Here is a 19,158-nt window from a genome sequence, read left to right as displayed (position 1 = left end):
GGAGTGCCCAGCGTCATGCCGCGCACTCCACTGCGTTGCACCCGTCCCCCGGGACGGGTGAGGATTGAAACTGTTCTCCAGCAGGCACATTCACCCGCCCCGACAGTTGCACCCGTCCCCCGGGACGGGTGAGGATTGAAACCTCATTGGCGGCAAATACAATGCTCATGCCCTGCCCGTTGCACCCGTCCCCCGGGACGGGTGAGGATTGAAACCATATACCGCGTCTCAGCCTCCTTCAAAATCGCGCACGTTGCACCCGTCCCCCGGGACGGGTGAGGATTGAAACACAAAATCTGAGAGCCGGAGACCGCGGACTTGGGCAGTTGCACCCGTCCCCCGGGACGGGTGAGGATTGAAACCCAAGACGCAAACGGGCTAAATAACGCACCTGCGTTAGGTTGCACCCGTCCCCCGGGACGGGTGAGGATTGAAACATGCCCGCAATGCCGTACGGTGGGGTGGTGGCAGCAGGTTGCACCCGTCCCCCGGGACGGGTGAGGATTGAAACTCCACCAGCATGCGGTCAACGTCGCGCGCCGCTTGGTTGCACCCGTCCCCCGGGACGGGTGAGGATTGAAACCACCGGAACCTGCGCGGAATTGCGTGCCAACCGGTTGCACCCGTCCCCCGGGACGGGTGAGGATTGAAACGCTGGTGGTGATCTCCCACGCGCCCTCACCGTTGCATGTTGCACCCGTCCCCCGGGACGGGTGAGGATTGAAACTCGCGCGAAACTCCAGCAGCACGGGCGGCACCCGGTTGCACCCGTCCCCCGGGACGGGTGAGGATTGAAACCCGGGAACCGTGGGCAACGCGAATCGGCTTACCCTGTTGCACCCGTCCCCCGGGACGGGTGAGGATTGAAACAAACGACTGCTGCGCTAGCCAGAAAGCAATACGCGCGTTGCACCCGTCCCCCGGGACGGGTGAGGATTGAAACTTTGCCAGAAATCGCGTTTCGGCAAGAGTATCTGGTTGCACCCGTCCCCCGGGACGGGTGAGGATTGAAACGTGGATGGGCCGGATGGGGAGACAGCCCAATCTGGTTGCACCCGTCCCCCGGGACGGGTGAGGATTGAAACAAGCGCGGCGGGCGGTATCACGAACTTCTACGCATCGTTGCACCCGTCCCCCGGGACGGGTGAGGATTGAAACGCTGGTGTGGGAAGTGATTCGCACGCGCGAGCAGCGTTGCACCCGTCCCCCGGGACGGGTGAGGATTGAAACCTTGACGTGGACAGGAGATACGGAAACCGTCGAACGGCAGTTGCAACCCTCCTTCACCACCACTGGGTACTGTAACGAAGCGAGGAAGGCGGAGAACGCGGAGGGCAAAAACTTTCCCCCTCTCCCAACGCTGCGGGAGAGGGGGGAAAGCAGGGTCGTTCCGTCGATTCAGCCCTCTGTCCCGTCGCTCGACGCTTCGGGCAGGAGCAAGGAGGGTGCCCTTTTTATGGCTGGTCGTGCCACCAGTACTTCACCCACACGTCCGTCCACACGGCTGGCCACGGCTTGCACAGCTCGCGATGCGGCATGAACTTGGCGTGACCGTCCATGTAAGCCCAGTTCTGCCCCAGCGAGTGGCGCGTGTGGCTGTTCGGGTTGATGGGCGTCGGGTTGCCCACGCACGCACCGATGCTGCTGATGCCCTGCCAGCACGTCTCGCAATTGACCGCCTGCAACGGATAGCCGGGGTAGTTGGCGAAGGGCGCACGCCACGCGTCCATGTCCTTGTGCTGTCCGTCCATCAGCATCACTTTGGTGGCGGGCGACACCACCGCCGCCAGCGGCACCGGCGGGAACGCCTGCAGACAGCCCAGTTCGCCACGCGCTTGCGACTCCACGTGGTTCGGGTTGGTCAGCGTGTACACGTTCCAGCCGTAGCTGAAGGGGCGTCCTTTGCCGGTATCGCCTGGGAAGCACATGAAGTCGGGATACGCCCAGCCGTTCCACCGGCACTGCCCACCTGCGGGCACACTGCTGTCCGCCGTCCAAACCACCACACCTGTTGCCTGCACGTTCGCGCTGTTGCACCAGAAGATGTCCAGGTTCTTCAGATAGGGGGCGATTTTGGTCTCGATACGGGCGTCGACGTTGCGCCGTCCGCACGGACCGTAATGCCCCAGCGCGCCGCCCGGGTTGGGCCAGATGGAGTGGTCGCGCGGCAGGGTCTCGTCGTAATCCTGCGTGTACATGATGACGCCCAGCGCAATCTGCTTGACGTTGCTCAAGCAGGCCGACTGACGGGCTTTCTCCCGTGCCTGGGCGAACACGGGGAACAGGATGGCTGCCAGTATCGCGATGATAGCGATGACCACCAGCAGCTCGATCAGGGTGAATGCACGTCTCATAGCGGTGTAACCTCCTTTGGCTGTAATGTATGACACCGGCAGGCAACTGTGCCTGTCGGGTTTTCCCGTCATCAACCCCTCCGCGAGGAATCGCGCACCACCAGATGTGCCTTCAGCAAGACCTGCTGCGGCGCCACAGAGGGGTTTTCCATGCGCCGGAACAGGAACTCCCATCCCAGCCGACACATCTCCCGTACCGGTTGCACCACGGTGCTGAGCCGTCGCTCCAGATACTCGGTGTCGGTGATTCCGTCACATCCCACAATCGCCACATCATCCGGCACCCGAATGCCCCGCTCGCACATCGCACGGTACGCGCCAATCGCCATCTCATCGTTGAAACAGAACAGACCATCGGGGCAGGGATGCTCGTCCAGATACTCCAGCATCCGGTCTCGGGCAGAGGGACGCGAGGAGTGTTCCGCCACGATGACCAGCGGCTCCAGACCCGCCTGCCGCATGACCTGCGCGTAAGCATCATAGCGGGCGTCTCCGACATGGTTGCCGTACTCGCACACCAGATAGGCAGGACGGCGACACCCCACTTGCAGCAGGTGCTGTACCGCCTCCATCGCCCCCGAGTACAGGTCTACGCCCACGAAATCGCCCTCTTCCACATAGTACGCACCCATGCTGACCAGCGGGGTGCGCACCAGCGGGTTTGCCTCGCGATACACCCTGACGCAGCGCGGCGAGTCCAGCGCGATGATGCCATCCACGTGCCACTGCGGGAACTTCTCGCAGTACGCGCGCCAGTCGGGATGCTTGACCATATCGGTGATGATAAGCTCGAAACCGTGCGGGCGCATCTGGTCCATCAGCAGGTTCACCACCTCCGTGTGGTAAGGCGCCAGCGTCTCCGCCCACAGCGAGACGATGTCGGTTTTTCCCGTCACCAGCGCACGTGCCACCCGGTTGGGGCGATAGCCCATCTCTCTCGCCGTCTCCAGCACCTTTTGCCGTGTTGCCTCCGAGATAAACGCACCGCCTCGCCCGCTCAGCACTTTGGACACTGTCGCGGTAGACAGATTCAACCGGCTCGCGATGTCTTTAATCGTGACTCGCATCCCTTCCCCCTAACAGGTAAACGATTAACGGCAAACCATTAACGGTAAACGATTAACTACCTTTATCATACTCCGCCCCGTTGCATTTGTCAAGGGGTTTCGAGAGATTTTGCGGAAAAATCCGGCAAAGATGCGGTAGGCGACTCTGCGTTTTGCTCTGGTCCACAGGGGAAGGAAGTCGTCCCCAAGATGCATCCAGAGGAGTTATCGAACACCCCTGCTGTCACCTGCATCATAGCATGTCTGCTCTGTTCCCTGTGAAAATCATAGCACACATGAGTTAATATGATAGTTCACAGTGCCGGTATCTTCGAAGGTGAAACCGGAACCTTTTCTCCCCCGGCAGAGCAACCTCTGGAAAGGGCGGTGTATTCTACCATTTGTGGGCTGCTACCAGACTTATACCGTCATTGAAAGACAATAAATAGAGAGATTACGCTCCGCCGCGCATTCCCCGGCTTTTCCGAAAAACCTCGCAGAAAAACGAGCGTCAACCCCTTGACAAATGCAGCGCGATACTGTATAGTGTAAGCAATGGGATTATCATAGCAGTCATAGCAAAGGACGGAAAAAGTGATACCGTTACACCTGAACCCACATCTGCGCACTCCGCTCTACGTGCAAATCGTGGAGCAGGTCGAGTCGGCGGTTAGCGCCGGGCAGTTGACACCAGGTACTCCGCTGTGGTCTGCCCGCGCGATTGCCCGGCACTATGGCATCAGCTACCAGACCGCCGAACGCGCGTTGACCCTTTTGGCGCAGCGTGGGGTGGTGGAACGGACGCGACGCGGCACTGTCATTGCAGCCAGCCGTCCAAAACAGCCGGTGCAGCAACATCTGGTTGCCCTGATCTATACCTGGCAGATACCGGGTGCGCGTCCTTCCTATTCGGTTGGGGAGATGCGCATGTTGCACGCGGCGGCGGAAGAGTGCGCCCGGCATCTGTGGGGAAGCCTGCTGCTCCATTTCCCCGATAAAGGCGCCTCTGCCAGCTACCTGCAGGAGTGGGAGCGACATCATCGTTTTGACGCCGCCCTTGTGTTTGGTCCCCTGCACGACGAAGGCTTGCTCTGGATGCAGCGACGTGGCTACCCAGTTGTTGTGGTCGACGCCGAGCCCGAGGTTCCTATCCCGCGTGTCGTACAGGCAAACCGCGAAGGCATGGGACAGGCAGTCCGCGAGCTGATTCGACTGGGACACCGGCGTATCGGTTTCCTGACCGGACACTACATGCCTCATTACGCACAGCGGTTCGAGGGCTACATGGATGCGCTGCAGGAAGCAGGCATCACCCCCGAGGCAAGCTGGGTGATGCAGCATGGCCAGCCTCGTCCGAGGGTGCAGGACGCCCTGCGGCGGCTGCTGGAAGTACGTCCCCCCTTGACGGCTATCGTGGGAGCGTCGGACATCCTGTTAGCGTTCGCCTATCCCGCGATTACGGAGATGAGCGTTCGGGTGCCGGAAGAGCTCTCGCTCATCGGCTTCGATGACGAGCCTTTCTGCACCACCATGCAGCCGCCCCTTTCGTCCGTGCGGGTGGATTTGGAGCAGCTGGCGCGTACCGGTGTGCGCCTGCTGATGGACATGATGGACGGCAAACCGGTGCCGCACCGGGTCGAGATACCCGCCCAGGTGGTGCTGCGCGACTCGTGCGCACCACCCTTTTCGCACAACACTTTCACATCTCAACACCAAAAGGAGGGTTCACCATGAAACGCAATCACGGCTTCACCCTGATTGAGCTGCTGGTGGTTATCGCGATTATCGCGATACTGGCAGCGATTCTGTTCCCGGTGTTCTCACAAGCCCGGGAAAAGGCAAGGCAGGCTTCGTGCCTGTCCAACATGAAGCAGATTGGTCTCGCGATGATGATGTATCTGCAGGACTATGACTATACATCGATGCGAGACACTTTCTGGACGTTCGACCGTCCTGGCTACTGCTGGAACGGGATGCTACAACCCTACGTGAAGAACACAAGCATCTTCAAGTGCCCCAGCCACGGCTTGCCCGCCAACGCGCTGGACTGGGACAACACCCAGAACTATGACCCCTGGCTGGAGTATCGCGGCAAGTCCTACGGAATCAGCGTCTACGGCATCGTACAGTGCACGGTGACGCCGGACGGCACCTGGAACACCGAGACGCTGAAGTATCCGTCAGAGCGCATCGCCTTCTACGAGGTGAAAGCCAACGACGGTTCCGGCTGGGGCGATAACGCCTGGTGGGTGTATCAAAGTGGACAGCCAGACGGTGGGCCCGAGGGACAGCGTCTCGCCTTCCGACATAACGACGGAATGAACACCATCCACATGGACGGACACGCAAAGTACTACACGAAGCAGTTCCTGCAGAACCTGATGGACATCACCAAGACGCCTCGCCAGCGTGGTCCAGGCGAGAGCCAGTACCTGTTCTACCGGATGATTTACTATCCGTGGAGCCCGGACATGAGCCCGCAGCAGTAAGGACGCACCTCACAGGGTTGTCGGGGGAGGTTCCGGCAACCCTGCGTGGCTACGCCTGTCATCCATAGAGGAGGATGTGATGAAGAAAGAGATCAACCCGGTAGTGGCTATCGTGGTGGTTGTGGTGATTGTGGCGGCGGTCATCTTCTTCTACTTCCGCGCTACCGCGCCGGAGGGAGTAAAAACCCCAACCCCACCGCCACCGAACCCACCTGGGGGAATACCGGTACCGACCGAGTAGGTTTGGCTGTTGTCTGGAGGTGTAGGGTGCGAAAGCGCAGCTGGTAGAACAGCAACTGTGCCAGGCGGGAATTACCCCCTCCCCGATGGGTTCATATAAAGCAAGGGCGGTTTACCACCGCCCTTGCAGCGCTTTTGCGCCTCGACAAGGCGCACGGCTGGGGTGTATAATGTGAATCGCGCTTTCCGTTGTACGAGGCTTGCTCGAGTCATGGGAGGAGAGATGCCGCCAGCAGCGTTTCCGCGTCGGGTGACTGACTTTCGTGGCAAGGTGTTGACCTTAAAAAGTGTCCCCCGGCGCATCGTGTCCTTAACGCCGGGAACCACCGAGGTGCTTTTCGCCATCGGTGCGGGCAAGCAGGTGGTGGGCGTGACCAGCTACTGCGACTATCCGCCCGACGCGAAGCGACTGCCCAAAATCGGCGATATGCGCGTGAACGTGGAGGCGGTGGTGGCGAAGCGCCCCGATTTGGTGGTCGCGGATGGTGTACTCAATCGCCGGTTTATTCCCACGCTGGAGCGGCTGAGGCTGCCCCTGCTGGTGGTTGCCCCCAGGACATGGCTGGACGTCGCGCGGCTGATCCGCCTGCTGGGCGAAGCAACAGGTCATGAAAAAGAAGCCGCACCGCTGGCGCAACGATTCCATCAGGCGCAACGAGAGGCTCGTTCTCGTTCTGCCATTGGGCAAAAGCCGGGCGTGCTGTTTGCGCTGAACGTGGAACCGTTACCCATGTGGGTAGCCGGACGTGAGCTGTTCGTGGACGACATGATTCACCTCGCGGGCGGACGTAACGTCGCCGCAGATGGAGGGACGAACTACTATCCCCTTTCCGCGGAGGCATTGCTGGCACGCAACCCCGACGTTATCATCACCACCGTACCCGAAGACCGCCTCACCCCGCTGTACGAACACCCGGTGCTGAAACAACTGAAGGCGGTGCAAAACAAGCGGGTCTACAGTGTAGACTCCAACCTGTTCGTGCGCCCCACACCTCGCCTGCTGAAAGGGCTGGAACTGTTGCGGGAGATTATCGCTAAGGCGCAGCGAGGGTAAGCCGATGCCCATGGTCTGGTTCAGGCGCTACCGGGTGCTTGGCATATTGCTTCCCGCGCTGGTCGTTGCCACAGTAGTGGCAGCGCTGTGCATGGGCAGCGAACCGATTGCACCACAGCAGGTATGGCGCATCCTTCGGGAAGGAGGCTCTTCCAACGATAGCCTGAGCGTCATCGTATGGCAACTGCGCCTGCCACGCATGACCATGGCGGCGATGGTAGGGGTGTTACTGAGTGTGGCGGGAGTGATTCTGCAGGGCTTGCTGCGCAATGACCTTGCGGACCCCTACACTATTGGCGTCTCGTCGGGTGCGGCAATGGGCGCGTCCGCAGCGGTGCTGGCAGGTTGGGAAGCAAGATGGCATGGCTTCGGCGTGCCGGTAGCGGCTTTTGTGTGCGCCATCATCGCCATCGTGCTGGTGTTGATGGTAGCGCGTCGGGAAGGCGTGCTGCGCGTGTCGGTGTTTCTGCTGGCGGGGATTGTGGTGGGGTCGTTCATGTGGTCGGTGGTCACGCTGATGCTGACGCTCGCAGGGGCGGATGTGGGGCGCGTGCTGTTCTGGCTAATGGGCAGCTTCGCCGATGCCGAGTGGGTGCGCATACGACTGCTTCTACCGTTTGTGGTACTGGGTATTCTGGGACTGCGTGCAATGGCTTACGGGCTGAACGCCTTCGCGCTGGGCGAAGAAAGCGCGGCGCACCTGGGCTTTGAGGTAGAGCGACTGAAAAGGGGGGCCATTGTGCTGGCGGCGCTGTGCACGGCGGCAGCGGTATCGGTCAGTGGCATCATCGGTTTCGTGGGGCTGGTGGTACCACACATTGCGCGGCGGCTGTTCGGCTCCGACCACCGACAGTTGTTCTGGAGTGCGGCTGTGCTGGGCGCGGTACTGATGGTCTGGGCAGACACGCTGGCGCGAAGCGTCGCCCGACCGGCAGAGATACCAGTTGGAGTGATTACCGCTTTGATAGGCGCGCCGTTTTTCATCACATTGCTGAGGCGGGAGCGGCTGGTGTGAGAGGTCGTCCTGTGGATTATCCTGTAGCATAGAGTGCAGTATCGCTGGTAAGAGCCTGCTCAATCCTGCGCACCACGTGAGGAGGAACATGGCAAGGAAAAAGGATAGTGAACGAAAACCGGCTACCGAACAGGCGATTATCGAGGAGGCGCAGCGCGAGCTGCGTGTGATATGGTGGCGGTACATGCTGTGGATTACCATACTGATGCTGGTAGCGCCGCTGGTAATGACGGTTCTGGCGGCATTGCTGCGGCTGGGACAGGTGAGTTTTCTGGTGTTGAACTTCGTGGTGGTGTTCGTGCTGGTTCAGGTCATGCTGCATCATGTGCGGCAGAGCTATCTTCGCCTGAAGCAACTGGGGCGGACGGCGGTGCAGAAACACCTGTGGCAGGCGGCGCGAGTGGCGCTGGAACCGTTCTCACGCTTTGGCAACCGGGGCTTTGACTGGGATGGCGAGGCGCACTACCTGCTGATGCGCACTTACCTGTCTCTGGGAGACGCCCCTCGTGCGGCGAAGGTACGCGATTTTCTCTTGCGTCACCGCAGGGGCAAATGGGCAGAGCGCGCCCGAAAGGCTGTTCTTCTGGAGGAGGAAGGCTAGTCCTCCTCTTCCTCCTCGTCCTCGTCTTCGAAGTCGAAGCCTTCGATGTCATCCAGATCCATACTGGGATCGGTGTAGCGTCCAATCTCCTCCGCGCGGAAGACGTGCACCACAAAATCCTCGCGCTCGAAACGGGGCATATAGCTCGACACGATGTCTTCGTCGATCATCGCCACCAGCGTCTCCTCCTGCTCCGGAGCAAAATCGCCCTCCAGCAACAGGGTGGCGTAGATGGTGCCCGCAGCATAGTGGATATCTACCTGACCGATTCGCTCGTTGTTACGCCATATCAGATAGATCTCCGAGCTTTCAGTGCGAACCAGCCGATTCAAACGCACGTTGTTCATGTTACTTCTCCTGTAGTCTGTCCAGCGATCTCACCTGCACTCGCGCCTCGCCTCGTGCTACGGTAAAACGAACCGCCTGCATCTCGGTTTCCACAAGGTAACTGTATTTGCCGATAGTTACCTTGACGCCGGGGTAGACCACCCCGCGCACCACCACCTCGGCACGAGTAGGAGCGTTCACTGCGATGGTGATGCTGCGTTTTTCGTGCTGTAGTTCCTTCAGCCGTGCTTCCAGGCGACGGCGGTGCGCCATCAGCCGCTGTATCGCCTCCTTCTTCTCCGGCGAGGTAACGTCCGCAGTCACCGAAACAAAAGGACGCAGGGCGAGGTTAATCTTTTGTATGTTATCCTCGCACTGGCGCATCTCCTCTGCGATTTCAAACAGCCGCTCGTCGCCGAGCGTGTCCACACCCGCTACCACTTCGGTGGGCGTCCATGCAGGTGTACCAATAGTATACGCCTCAACGCCTTCAAATGCCACAATGCGCCCCCCCGCCAGGGAGGCGTTCTCATTTAAAGCGATGACATAACGACGGGTGCTTATGGTGCAATCCTGCACGCCGGAACCCAGCAAGATATTTCCGTCTGCAGCAATCTCCGAACGCTGGGCTCCCTGAGCCAGATAACAGCTCCCTCTCGCGCTCAGCGCAGCCTCTTCACACCGTCCACCGATAGCCGCGTCGCCCTGAACCTTCACCTGCGCGCCCGCCAGCAGGTTGCCTTTCAGAACGAGCGATGCGGCAAACTGGCACGCGGTTCGGATGTCTTCTGCCACCGGTATCGCCGGCAGGACGCACAGTTTCTCGCCGGAGAGATACACATAGCCCGATGCCTCTGCGGTAAATTGCAGGTTATCCTCCGAGGCGGTCACGTTGTCTCCTGCACGCAGGTTTGCCTCTTTGCCCGGTCGCTGAGGTACGTTCTGAGGAGGAAAGGTCAAGGTACGTCCGGGGCGTCCGTGCTGCGCAGGCACCACCGTAGCAATCAGCTGCCCCGTCTGCACGTAGCGCGCAGGGTCTATCTGCAGGTAGTCAATGCTGCCGTCCGGCAGGTAGGGGAGAGGACGTAACACCGCTTCCTCGGGCAGGCGGTAGTTGACTTTGGCGTCGACCCCATGCACGGGCAGTACGCCCTGTGCGACCACTGCCTGCACCTTATTGGCAATATTCGTCGCACGCTCGATGGTATCGCGAATCGCCTGCTGGTCAATCCCGTAGGCGACACCCATCTTCTCCAGTGCCTGTACCACATCTGCCACTCTGACAGGGTTCCCGTCGCCTTGAGGCGGTGCTACCACCAGCATCGCCTGCGTTTTGTCCTCGTTGAAAAACACCCAGAAACTACCATCCACCGAAGCCTGCGCTGAAGGCTTAATCGCCATGATGTCGTCCTCCTCAAGACGTGCGCGTATATGGCTTCACCAGCAACTCTTACCGATACATGCAGGGTAACTGAAACGGCTCGTTCCAGCTTGCGAAAGCCACCTGTAAGTATTATCGGAAGGAAGTCTTCCTCTGCTGAGGCAGAAGGAGATTTTCTGCACGAGATGTAATTAAACGATTAACAAACGAACATCTCACACGGGTTCACAGAGGTTAGCCGATGTTTTCCTTTCGGAAGTGGACAGCATCCTACCCCACCAGCGTCGCCGGGGCGCGTGTGCAGGAGCCTGCAGCCACAGCGGTAGCCTCCACAGGGCGCACCTTAACGCTGAGAGCATGGGTTCTTGGCATCATCTGCGTCATACTGGTCGACCTGTGGATACACTGGGCGGAGCTGGTGCTGGGTCAACGAGGGCACACTGCCCTCGCGAACACTTCCATTCCCGTCGGCGCGTTTAACGCACTGGTTGCGCTGGTGGTACTCAACCAGCTTTTGCGACGGGTGGCGGCGCGCTGGGCGCTGAGCCCGCAGGAGCTGCTGGTTATCTACGTCATGATGACGGTAGCCACCGTGCTTTCCTCTTCGGGCGCACTGCATTTCATCGTGCCGACAGTGACCGCTGCCTTCTACTACGCCTCTGCCGAAAATCAATGGGCAGAGCTGTTTCATCGCTACGTCCCCGACTGGCTGGCGCAAAAGAATGAGTTCGCGCTGAAGTATTTTTATCAGGGCAATGCACCCGTACCTCTGGGGTTATGGTGGAAGCAGATCGCCGTCTGGACGCTGTTCATGACCGTGTACACTTTCACCTGCCTGTGCCTGATGGCAATCTTGCGTCGCCAATGGGTGGAGCGCGAAAGGCTCACCTTTCCTACCGTTGCCCTGCCCCTCGCCCTTATCCGCGAACCCCAATCCCTGTTCAGCAACCGCCTGCTGTGGCTGGGCTTTGCCATTCCCTTTGCGCTGGGCACCTTGAACACGATCCATCTCAACTATCCTGCTGTGCCAGAGATCCCCCTGCGGGCTACCAGCCGTCTGGACCTCGCGCAGTGGGTGACGACGCCACCCTGGAATGCCATCGGGTATACTCCCATGTCTTTCTATCCCTTTGTGATCGGCATTGCCTACTTGCTGTCGCTCGAGGTGACCTTTAGCTGCTGGTTTTTCTACCTGGTGACGAAAGCCGAGTTAGTGCTGGGTTCGGCGATGGGATGGACAGCAGCGGCAGGAGGCGCAGCGCAAAGCGTGTATCCGTGGACCGGACACCAGGGAGCGGGAGCGTTCCTGGGACTGGCGATGATCAGCCTCTATCTGGCTCGAAAACACCTGAAAGAGGTCTGGCAGACCGCATGGAGCGGGAAGGGCGATGATAGCGATGAGCCGATGCCATACCGCTGGGCGGTGCTTGGCTTCTTTGCCGGTTTAACCGGTAGTATGGCGTTTTGTGTGGTGGCAGGCATGAGCTGGGGGGCGGCAGCGATACTGGTGCTTCTTGCCCTGTCTTACATGATGGCAGCGACGCGTACCCGCGCCGAAAGCGGCAATGCGTGGCTTTTTGGTCCCAGCGTGGATGTGTATCAGCTGATGACCACCACCTTCGGCACAACGGGCTTCCGTATACAGGACCTGACCATCCTGGCGTACATGCGCGCGCCGCTGGCGAATTTCGACCTGCGCTGTATCTCCATGCCCCACCAGCTGGACGGCTTCAAGATGGGCGGCGAGATGCGGGCAAACCTGAGGCAGGTCGCCATCGCGATGATGACCGCAATTGCGCTGGGATTTGTCGTCTCGTTCGTCATCGCCTTAGCCATCTGGTATCAGTTCGGAGCGGGTGCCAAAGCCGAACCTTGGCGCACCTACATGGGGCGAACCCCCTTCGACGCGCTCGCGGACGCCATCAAGACGCCTCTGAAGGCGGATACCAACGGCACCATTGCGGTGGTGTTCGGCTTCCTGATTACTGTGGTGTTGACGATCCTGCGCACCCAGCTCAGCTGGTTCCCCTTCCATCCCGTTGGCTATGCGATTGCCCACACGCTCACCATGCAGATGGTATGGCTACCCTTCATCATCGCATGGGTGTTGAAATGGGCGGTACTGCACTTCGGCGGGATGAAGCTCTACCGCCAGTCACTGCCGTTCTTCTTCGGCTTAATTCTGGGTGACTTTCTGAACGGTGGCTTCTGGACGCTGGTCGGGTGTTTCACCAACATCAGCGTGTATCCGATTAACTGGTAGGCGCACGCCAACCGGTTCAGAAAAGACACACCTTGACACGGAAGTACCGCCCCTGTATACTATTCAGGGTGGATATTGGGAATCGTGTTTATCTTACTGTAGATGTTCAGGAGGGACTGCTTACTTGGAACGCATTACAATCACCGGGGGCGTACCTTTACAGGGCGAGGTCTGCGTGAGCGGTAGCAAGAACGCCGCGCTTGCCATCATGGCAGGGGCGGTTCTGGCATCGGAGCCGGTTATTCTGCACAACCTTCCCCTGATTACCGATATTTACACGATGATGGCAATGCTGCGCCGCCTGGGCACTGTGGTAGAGTTCATCTACCCACGCTCACTGTTGATTGATGCCAGTCGTATCAGTCACCTGGAAGCGCCACATAACCTGGTCACCCGCATGAGAGCCTCGTTCAGTGTCACCGGACCGCTGGTAGCGCGTTTCGGCTTCGCGAAGGTGCCGCTACCCGGTGGTTGTGATATCGGCGCGCGACCGGTGGATTTCCACATCAAGGGGCTGCGCCTGCTGGGAGCGCGGGTAGAGATGGACGGCGATTTCGTCACTGCCGAGGCGGGACGGCTGAAAGGCAATACCATTTATCTGGACTATCCGAGTGCCGGCGCCACGCAGCATCTGATGACCGCGGCGGTACTGGCTGAGGGCACGACGGTGATTGAAAACGCCGCGGAAGAGCCCGAAGTGGTAGACCTGGCGAATTTCCTCATCGCGCTCGGCGCACGCATCGAAGGGCACGGCACGCGACGCATCACCATTGAAGGCGTGTCCCGCTTGCGTGGTGGCGAATATACCATCATCCCTGACCGTCTCGAAGCCGGTACCTACGCCGTTGCCGCTGCCATGACGCGGGGCAAAGTGCGCATCGTCAATGCCAACCCAGAGCACATGACACCGGTGTTGCTGAAGTTGCAGGAAGCCGGCGTGCAGATCGAGACGGATGAGGCAGGGGTGCAGGTGCACCTGCAGACACGCCCCAAAGCGGTGAACATCAAGACCATGCCTCACCCCGGTTTCCCCACCGATATGCAGCAGCCGATGACCGCCCTGCTGTGCGTGGCGGAGGGAGTATCCATTGTGACCGAAACGGTGTACGAACGCCGTTTCCGATACGTGCAGGAACTGCGCAAGATGGGCGCGGACATCGAACAGGAAAACCGTACCGCCGTGGTGCGCGGTGTGGAGAAGCTGTACGGTACCACTGTAGAAGCCACCGACCTGCGAGCGGGTGCCGCACTGGTGATTGCGGGGCTTGGCGCGGAGGGTGAAACGACCATCGAAGAGATACATCATATTGACCGGGGCTACGAAGACCTGGTCGCGAAACTACAATCGCTGGGAGCACAAATCCTGAGGCAAAGCGATCAACCTGTTGCCGTTTCTGTGGAAGAGGTGCCAGTGTGTTCCGTTTGACACCTGAGCTGGGTATCGACCTGGGAACAGCGAATATCGTGGTCTACCTGCGGGGTAAGGGCATTGTTCTGCGCGAGCCGTCGGTTGTGGCTATCTCTACGAAGAACAAGAAAGTGCTGGCCATCGGCGAAGAGGCGCGCTTAATGCTGGGGCGCACACCGGGGCACATTGTGGCTATCCGCCCGATGTCCGACGGCGTCATCGCCGACTACACCACCACCGAGAAGATGCTGGAGCACCTCATTGCGAAGGTATGTGGCAGGCGGCGATTCCTGAAGCCCCGCGTGCTGGTGTGCGTGCCATCGGGAGTCACCAACGTGGAGCGCCGTGCGGTCATTCAGGCGGCACGGGAAGCAGGGGCAGGAGAAGCCTATACTATCGAGGAACCGATGGCGGCGGCTATCGGCGCAGGTCTGCCCATCAGTATGCCGGGCGGCAACATGGTGGTGGACATCGGTGGCGGCACTACCGATGTGGCGGTCATCTCACTGGAAGGTATCGTCATCAGCCGCTCGGTGCGGGTGGGCGGTAACAAGATGGATGAGGTCATCATGCGCTACATCCGCAGTCAATATAACCTGATGATTGGCGACCGAACTGCCGAAGAAATAAAGATAAAAGTGGGCTCTGCCTACCCGCTGGAAAAAGAGCTCGAGATGGAGGTGCGCGGGCGGGACCTCATCGCAGGTCTGCCCAAGACAATCCGGGTCACCTCCGAGGAGATTCGCGAAGCGCTGCAGGAGCCGGTGAACGCCATTGTAGAGCGCGTGCGCTCGGTGCTGGAGGAGACGCCACCTGAACTGGCGGCAGACATCATCGAGCGGGGTATCACCCTGACCGGCGGTGGCGCGCTGTTGCGCGGAATAGACAAGCTCCTGGAATCGGTGACCAACATCCGGGTGCAGGTAGCAGACGACCCTCTGTCTTGCGTGGCTATCGGCACGGGACGCGCTCTGGAGGAGTTCGCCGCCATCCGCGAGAGCAACGTGGTTTCGGCAGAGTTCTAACAAGGAGGAGGTATTCTCATGTTCCGCACGGTTTGGTGGACAGGCACGATAGCGCTGATAGGTATAGCAGTCGCTGTACTTCCCGCAGGTGCGCAGACCACTGGTTTCAAGGATGTGCCCCCAGACCACTGGGCAGCGGAAGCAGTGCAAGAAGTGGTGGCAAAAGGCATCATGAAGGGCTTCCCCGACGGCACGTTTCGCGGAGACCAGCCCGTGACCCGCTATGAGCTGGCGGTGACGCTGGCGCGCTTTATGCGACATGTGGAGGAAAGCCTGAAAGACCTCAAGGCGCGTACCCCCCGCGTGTCTATCCCTGTACCGGTGAAGCCCCAGCACTGGGCGTTCAAGGACTTGCAGTTTCTGGTCAATCACGGCTACGTGACAGACGATTCGCCCCTTTTGCGCGAGCCATACAAACCCGTTGACCCCGATACGGTAAGCGCAGTGCTGGCGCAGGCAATCATCGGGCTGGTGGAGCGGTACACGATTTCGCCCGAAGACCTGCAGGTGCCGGAGGCAGGTCCCCCCTACAGGATGGACTGAGCCTGGAGCTGGAGGGCGAGACTTTCGCCGAGCTGTGAACTCCTCCCCTCCCGCGGGGAGGTTGGGTGGGGGCGGCTCACCGCGAGGTTCGCCCTCCAACTATGCAGTCCACACCCTTTGGGATACACCAAAACCTCAAACCCGCGGGACGTCTGTGTGCAGGAGGACACCGTTGCGCAACTCGGACGCTTATCCTCCCGAAAACAGCCTCAACATCATATTCCAGAGATTCATCAGCGCCCCGACGCCAAGGAAGGTAACTGTCGCCACGATGCCCCCGACCAATGCCCCAGCCCAGAAGAAGTAGCTGTCGTGGTTAGCCAGACCGATACCGATAAACAGTATCCCGAAGGCGGGTAGTGTGTTCATGAAAGGCATCGGAGAGGAGAGTACCAGTGCCAGCGCGATGACAATGAGGGCACTGATACGCAACACGATGGAGTTGCGCGCGAAGCGACGCCCTCGCGGATGCGAAATCTTCTCCACTTTCTGCAATACCGCCACTCCGCGGGTCTTTAGCAGCTCAACCGTTCTTGGAGAGATTTGACGGTGGCGCCATCTCGCAGGAATCCACGGCTGCTTGATGCCTATCAGCAGCTGCAAGGCGACGAGGATGATGAGGAAGCCCAACACACCAGAAGTGCCCGGCGGCAGTACCGGAATGAAAGCAGGGATGGCTAACAGGATAAGCAGGAATCCATAGCCCCGGTCGCCAGCCCGCTCCAATACTTCTCCCAGAACGACCAGTCCATCGTTGTTGGTGTCCAGTGTCTGCTGGAATATCTCGGAAAGTCGCAGCTCGCGCGTGTCCGTATTCATGCTGCCTCCATTATACCTCAGGAATGTGCCGTTTCGGTCGTTGCCATGGAGCGATTCATTGGAGAAGACGTCCACCGCAACGGTGTAACTCCTGTATCTTATATTATGGAGCGTTATTGCTAGTAGTCACGATTCCTACCTGTTTCGAGAAAATCCACTCCCCTGAAGGGGGAAGGTATTGACAAGGCTACTCCGATTCTTCTAAAATGAAAATATAGTTAAGCCCTTAATCATGGGCAAATCACCATTGAGGAGGTGTACGTGTTCATGAAGCGAGGTTTCACGTTGATTGAGCTGCTGGTGGTTATCGCGATTATCGCGATACTGGCAGCCATCCTGTTCCCCGTGTTTGCCCAGGCGCGCGAGAAGGCGCGGCAGGCATCGTGCCTGAGCAACTTCAAGCAGGTGGGCACGGGCATCATGCTGTACCTGCAGGATTACGACGAAACCTTCCCCCACAACCGCACCTGGGGTCCCACCGGAGCGGTGGTGCTGAACTGGAAGTATCGAATCCTGCCCTACATTAAGAATATGGATGTCTATGAGTGTCCCAACTCCCGTGCCCAAATCTCCCGAATGCTGGGAGACAACGAAAGAGCATGGCGAGGCTCTCAGCGCGATGAGACCTGGGCGCACTGCCATCCCAGTTCGCCCTGGTACCGCAACGACCCCTTCTGCAGCACCCTGCAAAGGGAGAACCTGTGGTTCCCGCGCGGCTACACCGTGAACGGCGCGGTGTTCCAGACGGGTGTGCAACTCGATGCCAACGGCAATGCCGTCTGGGCTACTTACCAGCGCAACCTGAGCGACCTCGAGGTGCCGGCGGAGACCATCTGGCTGCAAGACGGACGCAACTACGAGTCGGACACTGGTCCCTGGGCAATTGCCCGATGCTGGTGCGCTCCGCCCGGAGACCCCTTCGGCGGTGATGTTCCCTCCGCCAGCTCCCCGTGCGGACAGATTGTGCGTCAGTACGGTTGGCTTATCAACCACTTGAAAGGGACGCACTTCCTGTTCGCCGATGGGCACGTGAAGTGGACGCGGGTTCAGGGCGCCATCGCCAACAACCTGTGGAAGTGGCACTGCTTCCAGCGGCCGGGCGAGAAGACCTTTGCCGGCGGCGCGAACGTGAAAGACTTCGACTCAGCCGATTGCCGGCAGCCTACTCCCGACGAGTGCCGCAACGTAGCTTCTCTCCTCGTGGCTGACGAATACAGGTAACATCCCGTTCTCGTCCTCCTCACGATGCGGGGCGCATGGATGCGCCCCGCATCTCCTTCTTCGCGCCGGTTACGTCATCTGTGGCTCCATTCACAAACTACTGCCTTCTGCCGATAACTGAATGGACGGTGTCTGCAGTTCGTTTAAGAACATGCGTTCGAGGCCGTTGCCAATAAGAGAGGCATCAACACCTCGACGCGCAAACCATCTTGTTGGGGGTAACAGCGATGCGAGCGTTCTACAACCTGAGTACCTCAGTCAAACTGGGCATCGGTTTTGGCACGTGCGTCCTGCTTACCGTAGCAGTGGGCGTTTTCAGCCTCGTTCAGCTGGCGAAAGTAAACCAGCCCGCCCGTGAGGTGGTGGAACACCATCTGGCGAACGCGATTGCCTTTGGCGAAATCGACTCGAACATGCAGCAGCTTCGGGCGCGGGAGTTTCGCCACATGCTGGCAATCGGCAACATGCAGGAGATGCAGGCAACCGAGGCGGCTGCCCGCAAAAACATTGAGGCAGTGGATGAGACGTTCAAGCAGTACGAGGCGTCTCTTCGAGGGGCAGAGGACAGGCAAACCTTCGAAGAGCTGAAGAGCGCATGGGCAGAATACGTGGTGTTGCACCATCAGCTAATACAGCTGAACCGGCAGGGCAAGCGCGATGAAGCAGAACGCTTCGTGGCAGAGAAGATGCGTCCGGTGCTCCGCGAGCGTTTAGACCCTCTCATACACAAGATCGACGAGGAGATTGCCCAGAAGAGCAAGCGTGCTGAGACGGTCATCGAGGAAACCTACCAGAGGGCACGGCTCTGGACGGGCATCTTTGTGGTCTGTGCCGTGCTGGTCAGCTCGCTGTTCGGCTGGCTCATCTCCCGGTACCTGACGGGGGTAGTCCGCCAGATGATGCGCGGCATGGAAAACCTGCGTACCGGCGACCTCGCCAGCCTGCAACAAGCCATGCAGGCGATGGAACAGGGCAACCTGACGGCAGAGGTAGTTACTCAGACACCTCCTCTTAACCTGTCCACCCGTGACGAGTTCGGCACGCTGGCGCGCACCTACAACGCGATGCTGGACGGTATCCACGAGATAGGGCACGCGTTTGCGAAGGCGCAGGAGTCGATGCGCAACGCATTGATTCAGGCGGCGCAGGCAGCCGGAGAGGTATCGGGCGCCAGCGGCGAACTGGCGGGGTCCACCGAGCAGTCTGGGCAGGCCTCCACCGAAATCGCGCGCGGCAGCGAGCAACTCGCCCAGCAAGCCACCGCAGCCGCCCAGGCAATGGACAACTTAGACCGAGCCATCCGCACCGTGCAGCAGGGCAGCGAGGCACAACGCGAAGCCGCTCAGCAGGCGGAAGAGGGCATGAGGCAAGC

At 59.7% G+C, this 19,158-nt stretch carries 16 protein-coding genes, 1 pseudogene and 1 CRISPR repeat array; of the genes and pseudogenes, 12 read left to right on the top strand and 5 right to left on the bottom strand.

What is annotated here, in order from left to right:
* Positions 1 to 34: 34 nt before the first annotated feature.
* A CRISPR array of direct repeats spans positions 35 to 1,230; the repeat unit is 37 nt; unit sequence GTTGCACCCGTCCCCCGGGACGGGTGAGGATTGAAAC.
* Between the two features lie 947 nt (positions 1,231 to 2,177).
* Together K6U75_16355 and K6U75_16350 are read right to left on the bottom strand one after the other, a co-directional pair.
* Positions 2,178 to 2,354 (bottom strand): annotated as a pseudogene (locus K6U75_16355) (DUF1559 domain-containing protein).
* A gap of 71 nt (positions 2,355 to 2,425) precedes the next feature.
* Positions 2,426 to 3,421, bottom strand: a complete 996-nt coding sequence (locus K6U75_16350) for a LacI family transcriptional regulator (protein ID MCL6476605.1) — start codon at positions 3,419 to 3,421, stop codon at positions 2,426 to 2,428.
* A 573-nt stretch (positions 3,422 to 3,994) separates the two neighbouring features.
* On the opposite strand from K6U75_16350, the gene K6U75_16345 reads away from it, so the two are divergent.
* The 6 genes from K6U75_16345 (at position 3,995) to K6U75_16320 (ending at position 8,799) form a co-directional block, all read left to right on the top strand.
* Complete coding sequence (locus tag K6U75_16345; protein MCL6476604.1) at positions 3,995 to 5,134, top strand: GntR family transcriptional regulator; 1,140 nt, start codon at positions 3,995 to 3,997, stop codon at positions 5,132 to 5,134.
* Entirely contained in the window at positions 5,131 to 5,889 is a 759-nt protein-coding gene (locus tag K6U75_16340; protein MCL6476603.1) for a DUF1559 domain-containing protein, read from the top strand. Before K6U75_16345 ends, K6U75_16340 begins: the two co-directional genes overlap by 4 nt.
* A gap of 79 nt (positions 5,890 to 5,968) precedes the next feature.
* Entirely contained in the window at positions 5,969 to 6,130 is a 162-nt protein-coding gene (locus tag K6U75_16335; GenBank protein ID MCL6476602.1) for a hypothetical protein, read from the top strand.
* Between the two features lie 222 nt (positions 6,131 to 6,352).
* Positions 6,353 to 7,183, top strand: a complete 831-nt coding sequence (locus K6U75_16330; protein ID MCL6476601.1) for a cobalamin-binding protein — start codon at positions 6,353 to 6,355, stop codon at positions 7,181 to 7,183.
* A gap of 4 nt (positions 7,184 to 7,187) precedes the next feature.
* Positions 7,188 to 8,198 (top strand): iron ABC transporter permease, encoded by a 1,011-nt coding sequence (locus K6U75_16325; GenBank protein ID MCL6476600.1) that lies wholly within the window; start codon positions 7,188 to 7,190, stop codon positions 8,196 to 8,198.
* Between the two features lie 88 nt (positions 8,199 to 8,286).
* Positions 8,287 to 8,799 carry a hypothetical protein gene (locus K6U75_16320; protein ID MCL6476599.1) on the top strand — a complete coding sequence of 171 codons (513 nt, stop codon included), beginning with the start codon at positions 8,287 to 8,289 and terminating at the stop codon, positions 8,797 to 8,799.
* On the opposite strand, the gene K6U75_16315 is transcribed toward K6U75_16320, so the two are convergent.
* Positions 8,796 to 9,146: a hypothetical protein gene (locus tag K6U75_16315; GenBank protein ID MCL6476598.1), complete on the bottom strand. Its 351-nt coding sequence runs from the start codon at positions 9,144 to 9,146 to the stop codon at positions 8,796 to 8,798. The two genes, K6U75_16320 and K6U75_16315, sit on opposite strands and share 4 nt — an antisense overlap.
* 1 nt (position 9,147) lies before the next feature.
* Complete coding sequence (locus K6U75_16310; protein ID MCL6476597.1) at positions 9,148 to 10,527, bottom strand: FapA family protein; 1,380 nt, start codon at positions 10,525 to 10,527, stop codon at positions 9,148 to 9,150.
* A gap of 221 nt (positions 10,528 to 10,748) precedes the next feature.
* On the opposite strand from K6U75_16310, the gene K6U75_16305 reads away from it, so the two are divergent.
* From K6U75_16305 to K6U75_16290, 4 genes are all read left to right on the top strand, one after another.
* A complete protein-coding gene (locus K6U75_16305) occupies positions 10,749 to 12,770 on the top strand; it encodes a hypothetical protein (GenBank protein ID MCL6476596.1) in 2,022 nt (673 codons plus the stop codon).
* 124 nt (positions 12,771 to 12,894) lie between these two features.
* Positions 12,895 to 14,196 carry a UDP-N-acetylglucosamine 1-carboxyvinyltransferase gene (gene murA / locus K6U75_16300; protein MCL6476595.1) on the top strand — a complete coding sequence of 434 codons (1,302 nt, stop codon included), beginning with the start codon at positions 12,895 to 12,897 and terminating at the stop codon, positions 14,194 to 14,196.
* Complete coding sequence (locus tag K6U75_16295; GenBank protein ID MCL6476594.1) at positions 14,184 to 15,203, top strand: rod shape-determining protein; 1,020 nt, start codon at positions 14,184 to 14,186, stop codon at positions 15,201 to 15,203. Before murA ends, K6U75_16295 begins: the two co-directional genes overlap by 13 nt.
* An 18-nt stretch (positions 15,204 to 15,221) precedes the next feature.
* A complete protein-coding gene (locus K6U75_16290; GenBank protein ID MCL6476593.1) occupies positions 15,222 to 15,746 on the top strand; it encodes an S-layer homology domain-containing protein in 525 nt (174 codons plus the stop codon).
* A 189-nt stretch (positions 15,747 to 15,935) separates the two neighbouring features.
* Here the strand turns inward: K6U75_16290 and K6U75_16285 are convergent, their stop codons facing one another.
* The gene (locus K6U75_16285) at positions 15,936 to 16,565 is read right to left on the bottom strand and encodes an exopolysaccharide biosynthesis protein (protein MCL6476592.1); all 630 of its coding nucleotides are present in this window, start codon (positions 16,563 to 16,565) and stop codon (positions 15,936 to 15,938) included.
* Positions 16,566 to 16,832: 267 nt separating this feature from the next.
* On the opposite strand from K6U75_16285, the gene K6U75_16280 reads away from it, so the two are divergent.
* Both K6U75_16280 and K6U75_16275 read left to right on the top strand, forming a co-directional pair.
* Positions 16,833 to 17,786: a DUF1559 domain-containing protein gene (locus K6U75_16280; protein ID MCL6476591.1), complete on the top strand. Its 954-nt coding sequence runs from the start codon at positions 16,833 to 16,835 to the stop codon at positions 17,784 to 17,786.
* Between the two features lie 227 nt (positions 17,787 to 18,013).
* Positions 18,014 to 19,158 (top strand): MCP four helix bundle domain-containing protein (locus tag K6U75_16275; protein MCL6476590.1); only part of this gene is annotated, 1,145 nt, incomplete at its 3' end.

Source organism: Bacillota bacterium, from assembly GCA_023511455.1.
In the GTDB taxonomy this organism is placed as follows: domain Bacteria; phylum Armatimonadota; class HRBIN16; order HRBIN16; family HRBIN16; genus HRBIN16.
This window is presented reverse-complemented; position numbering and strand designations above follow the sequence as displayed.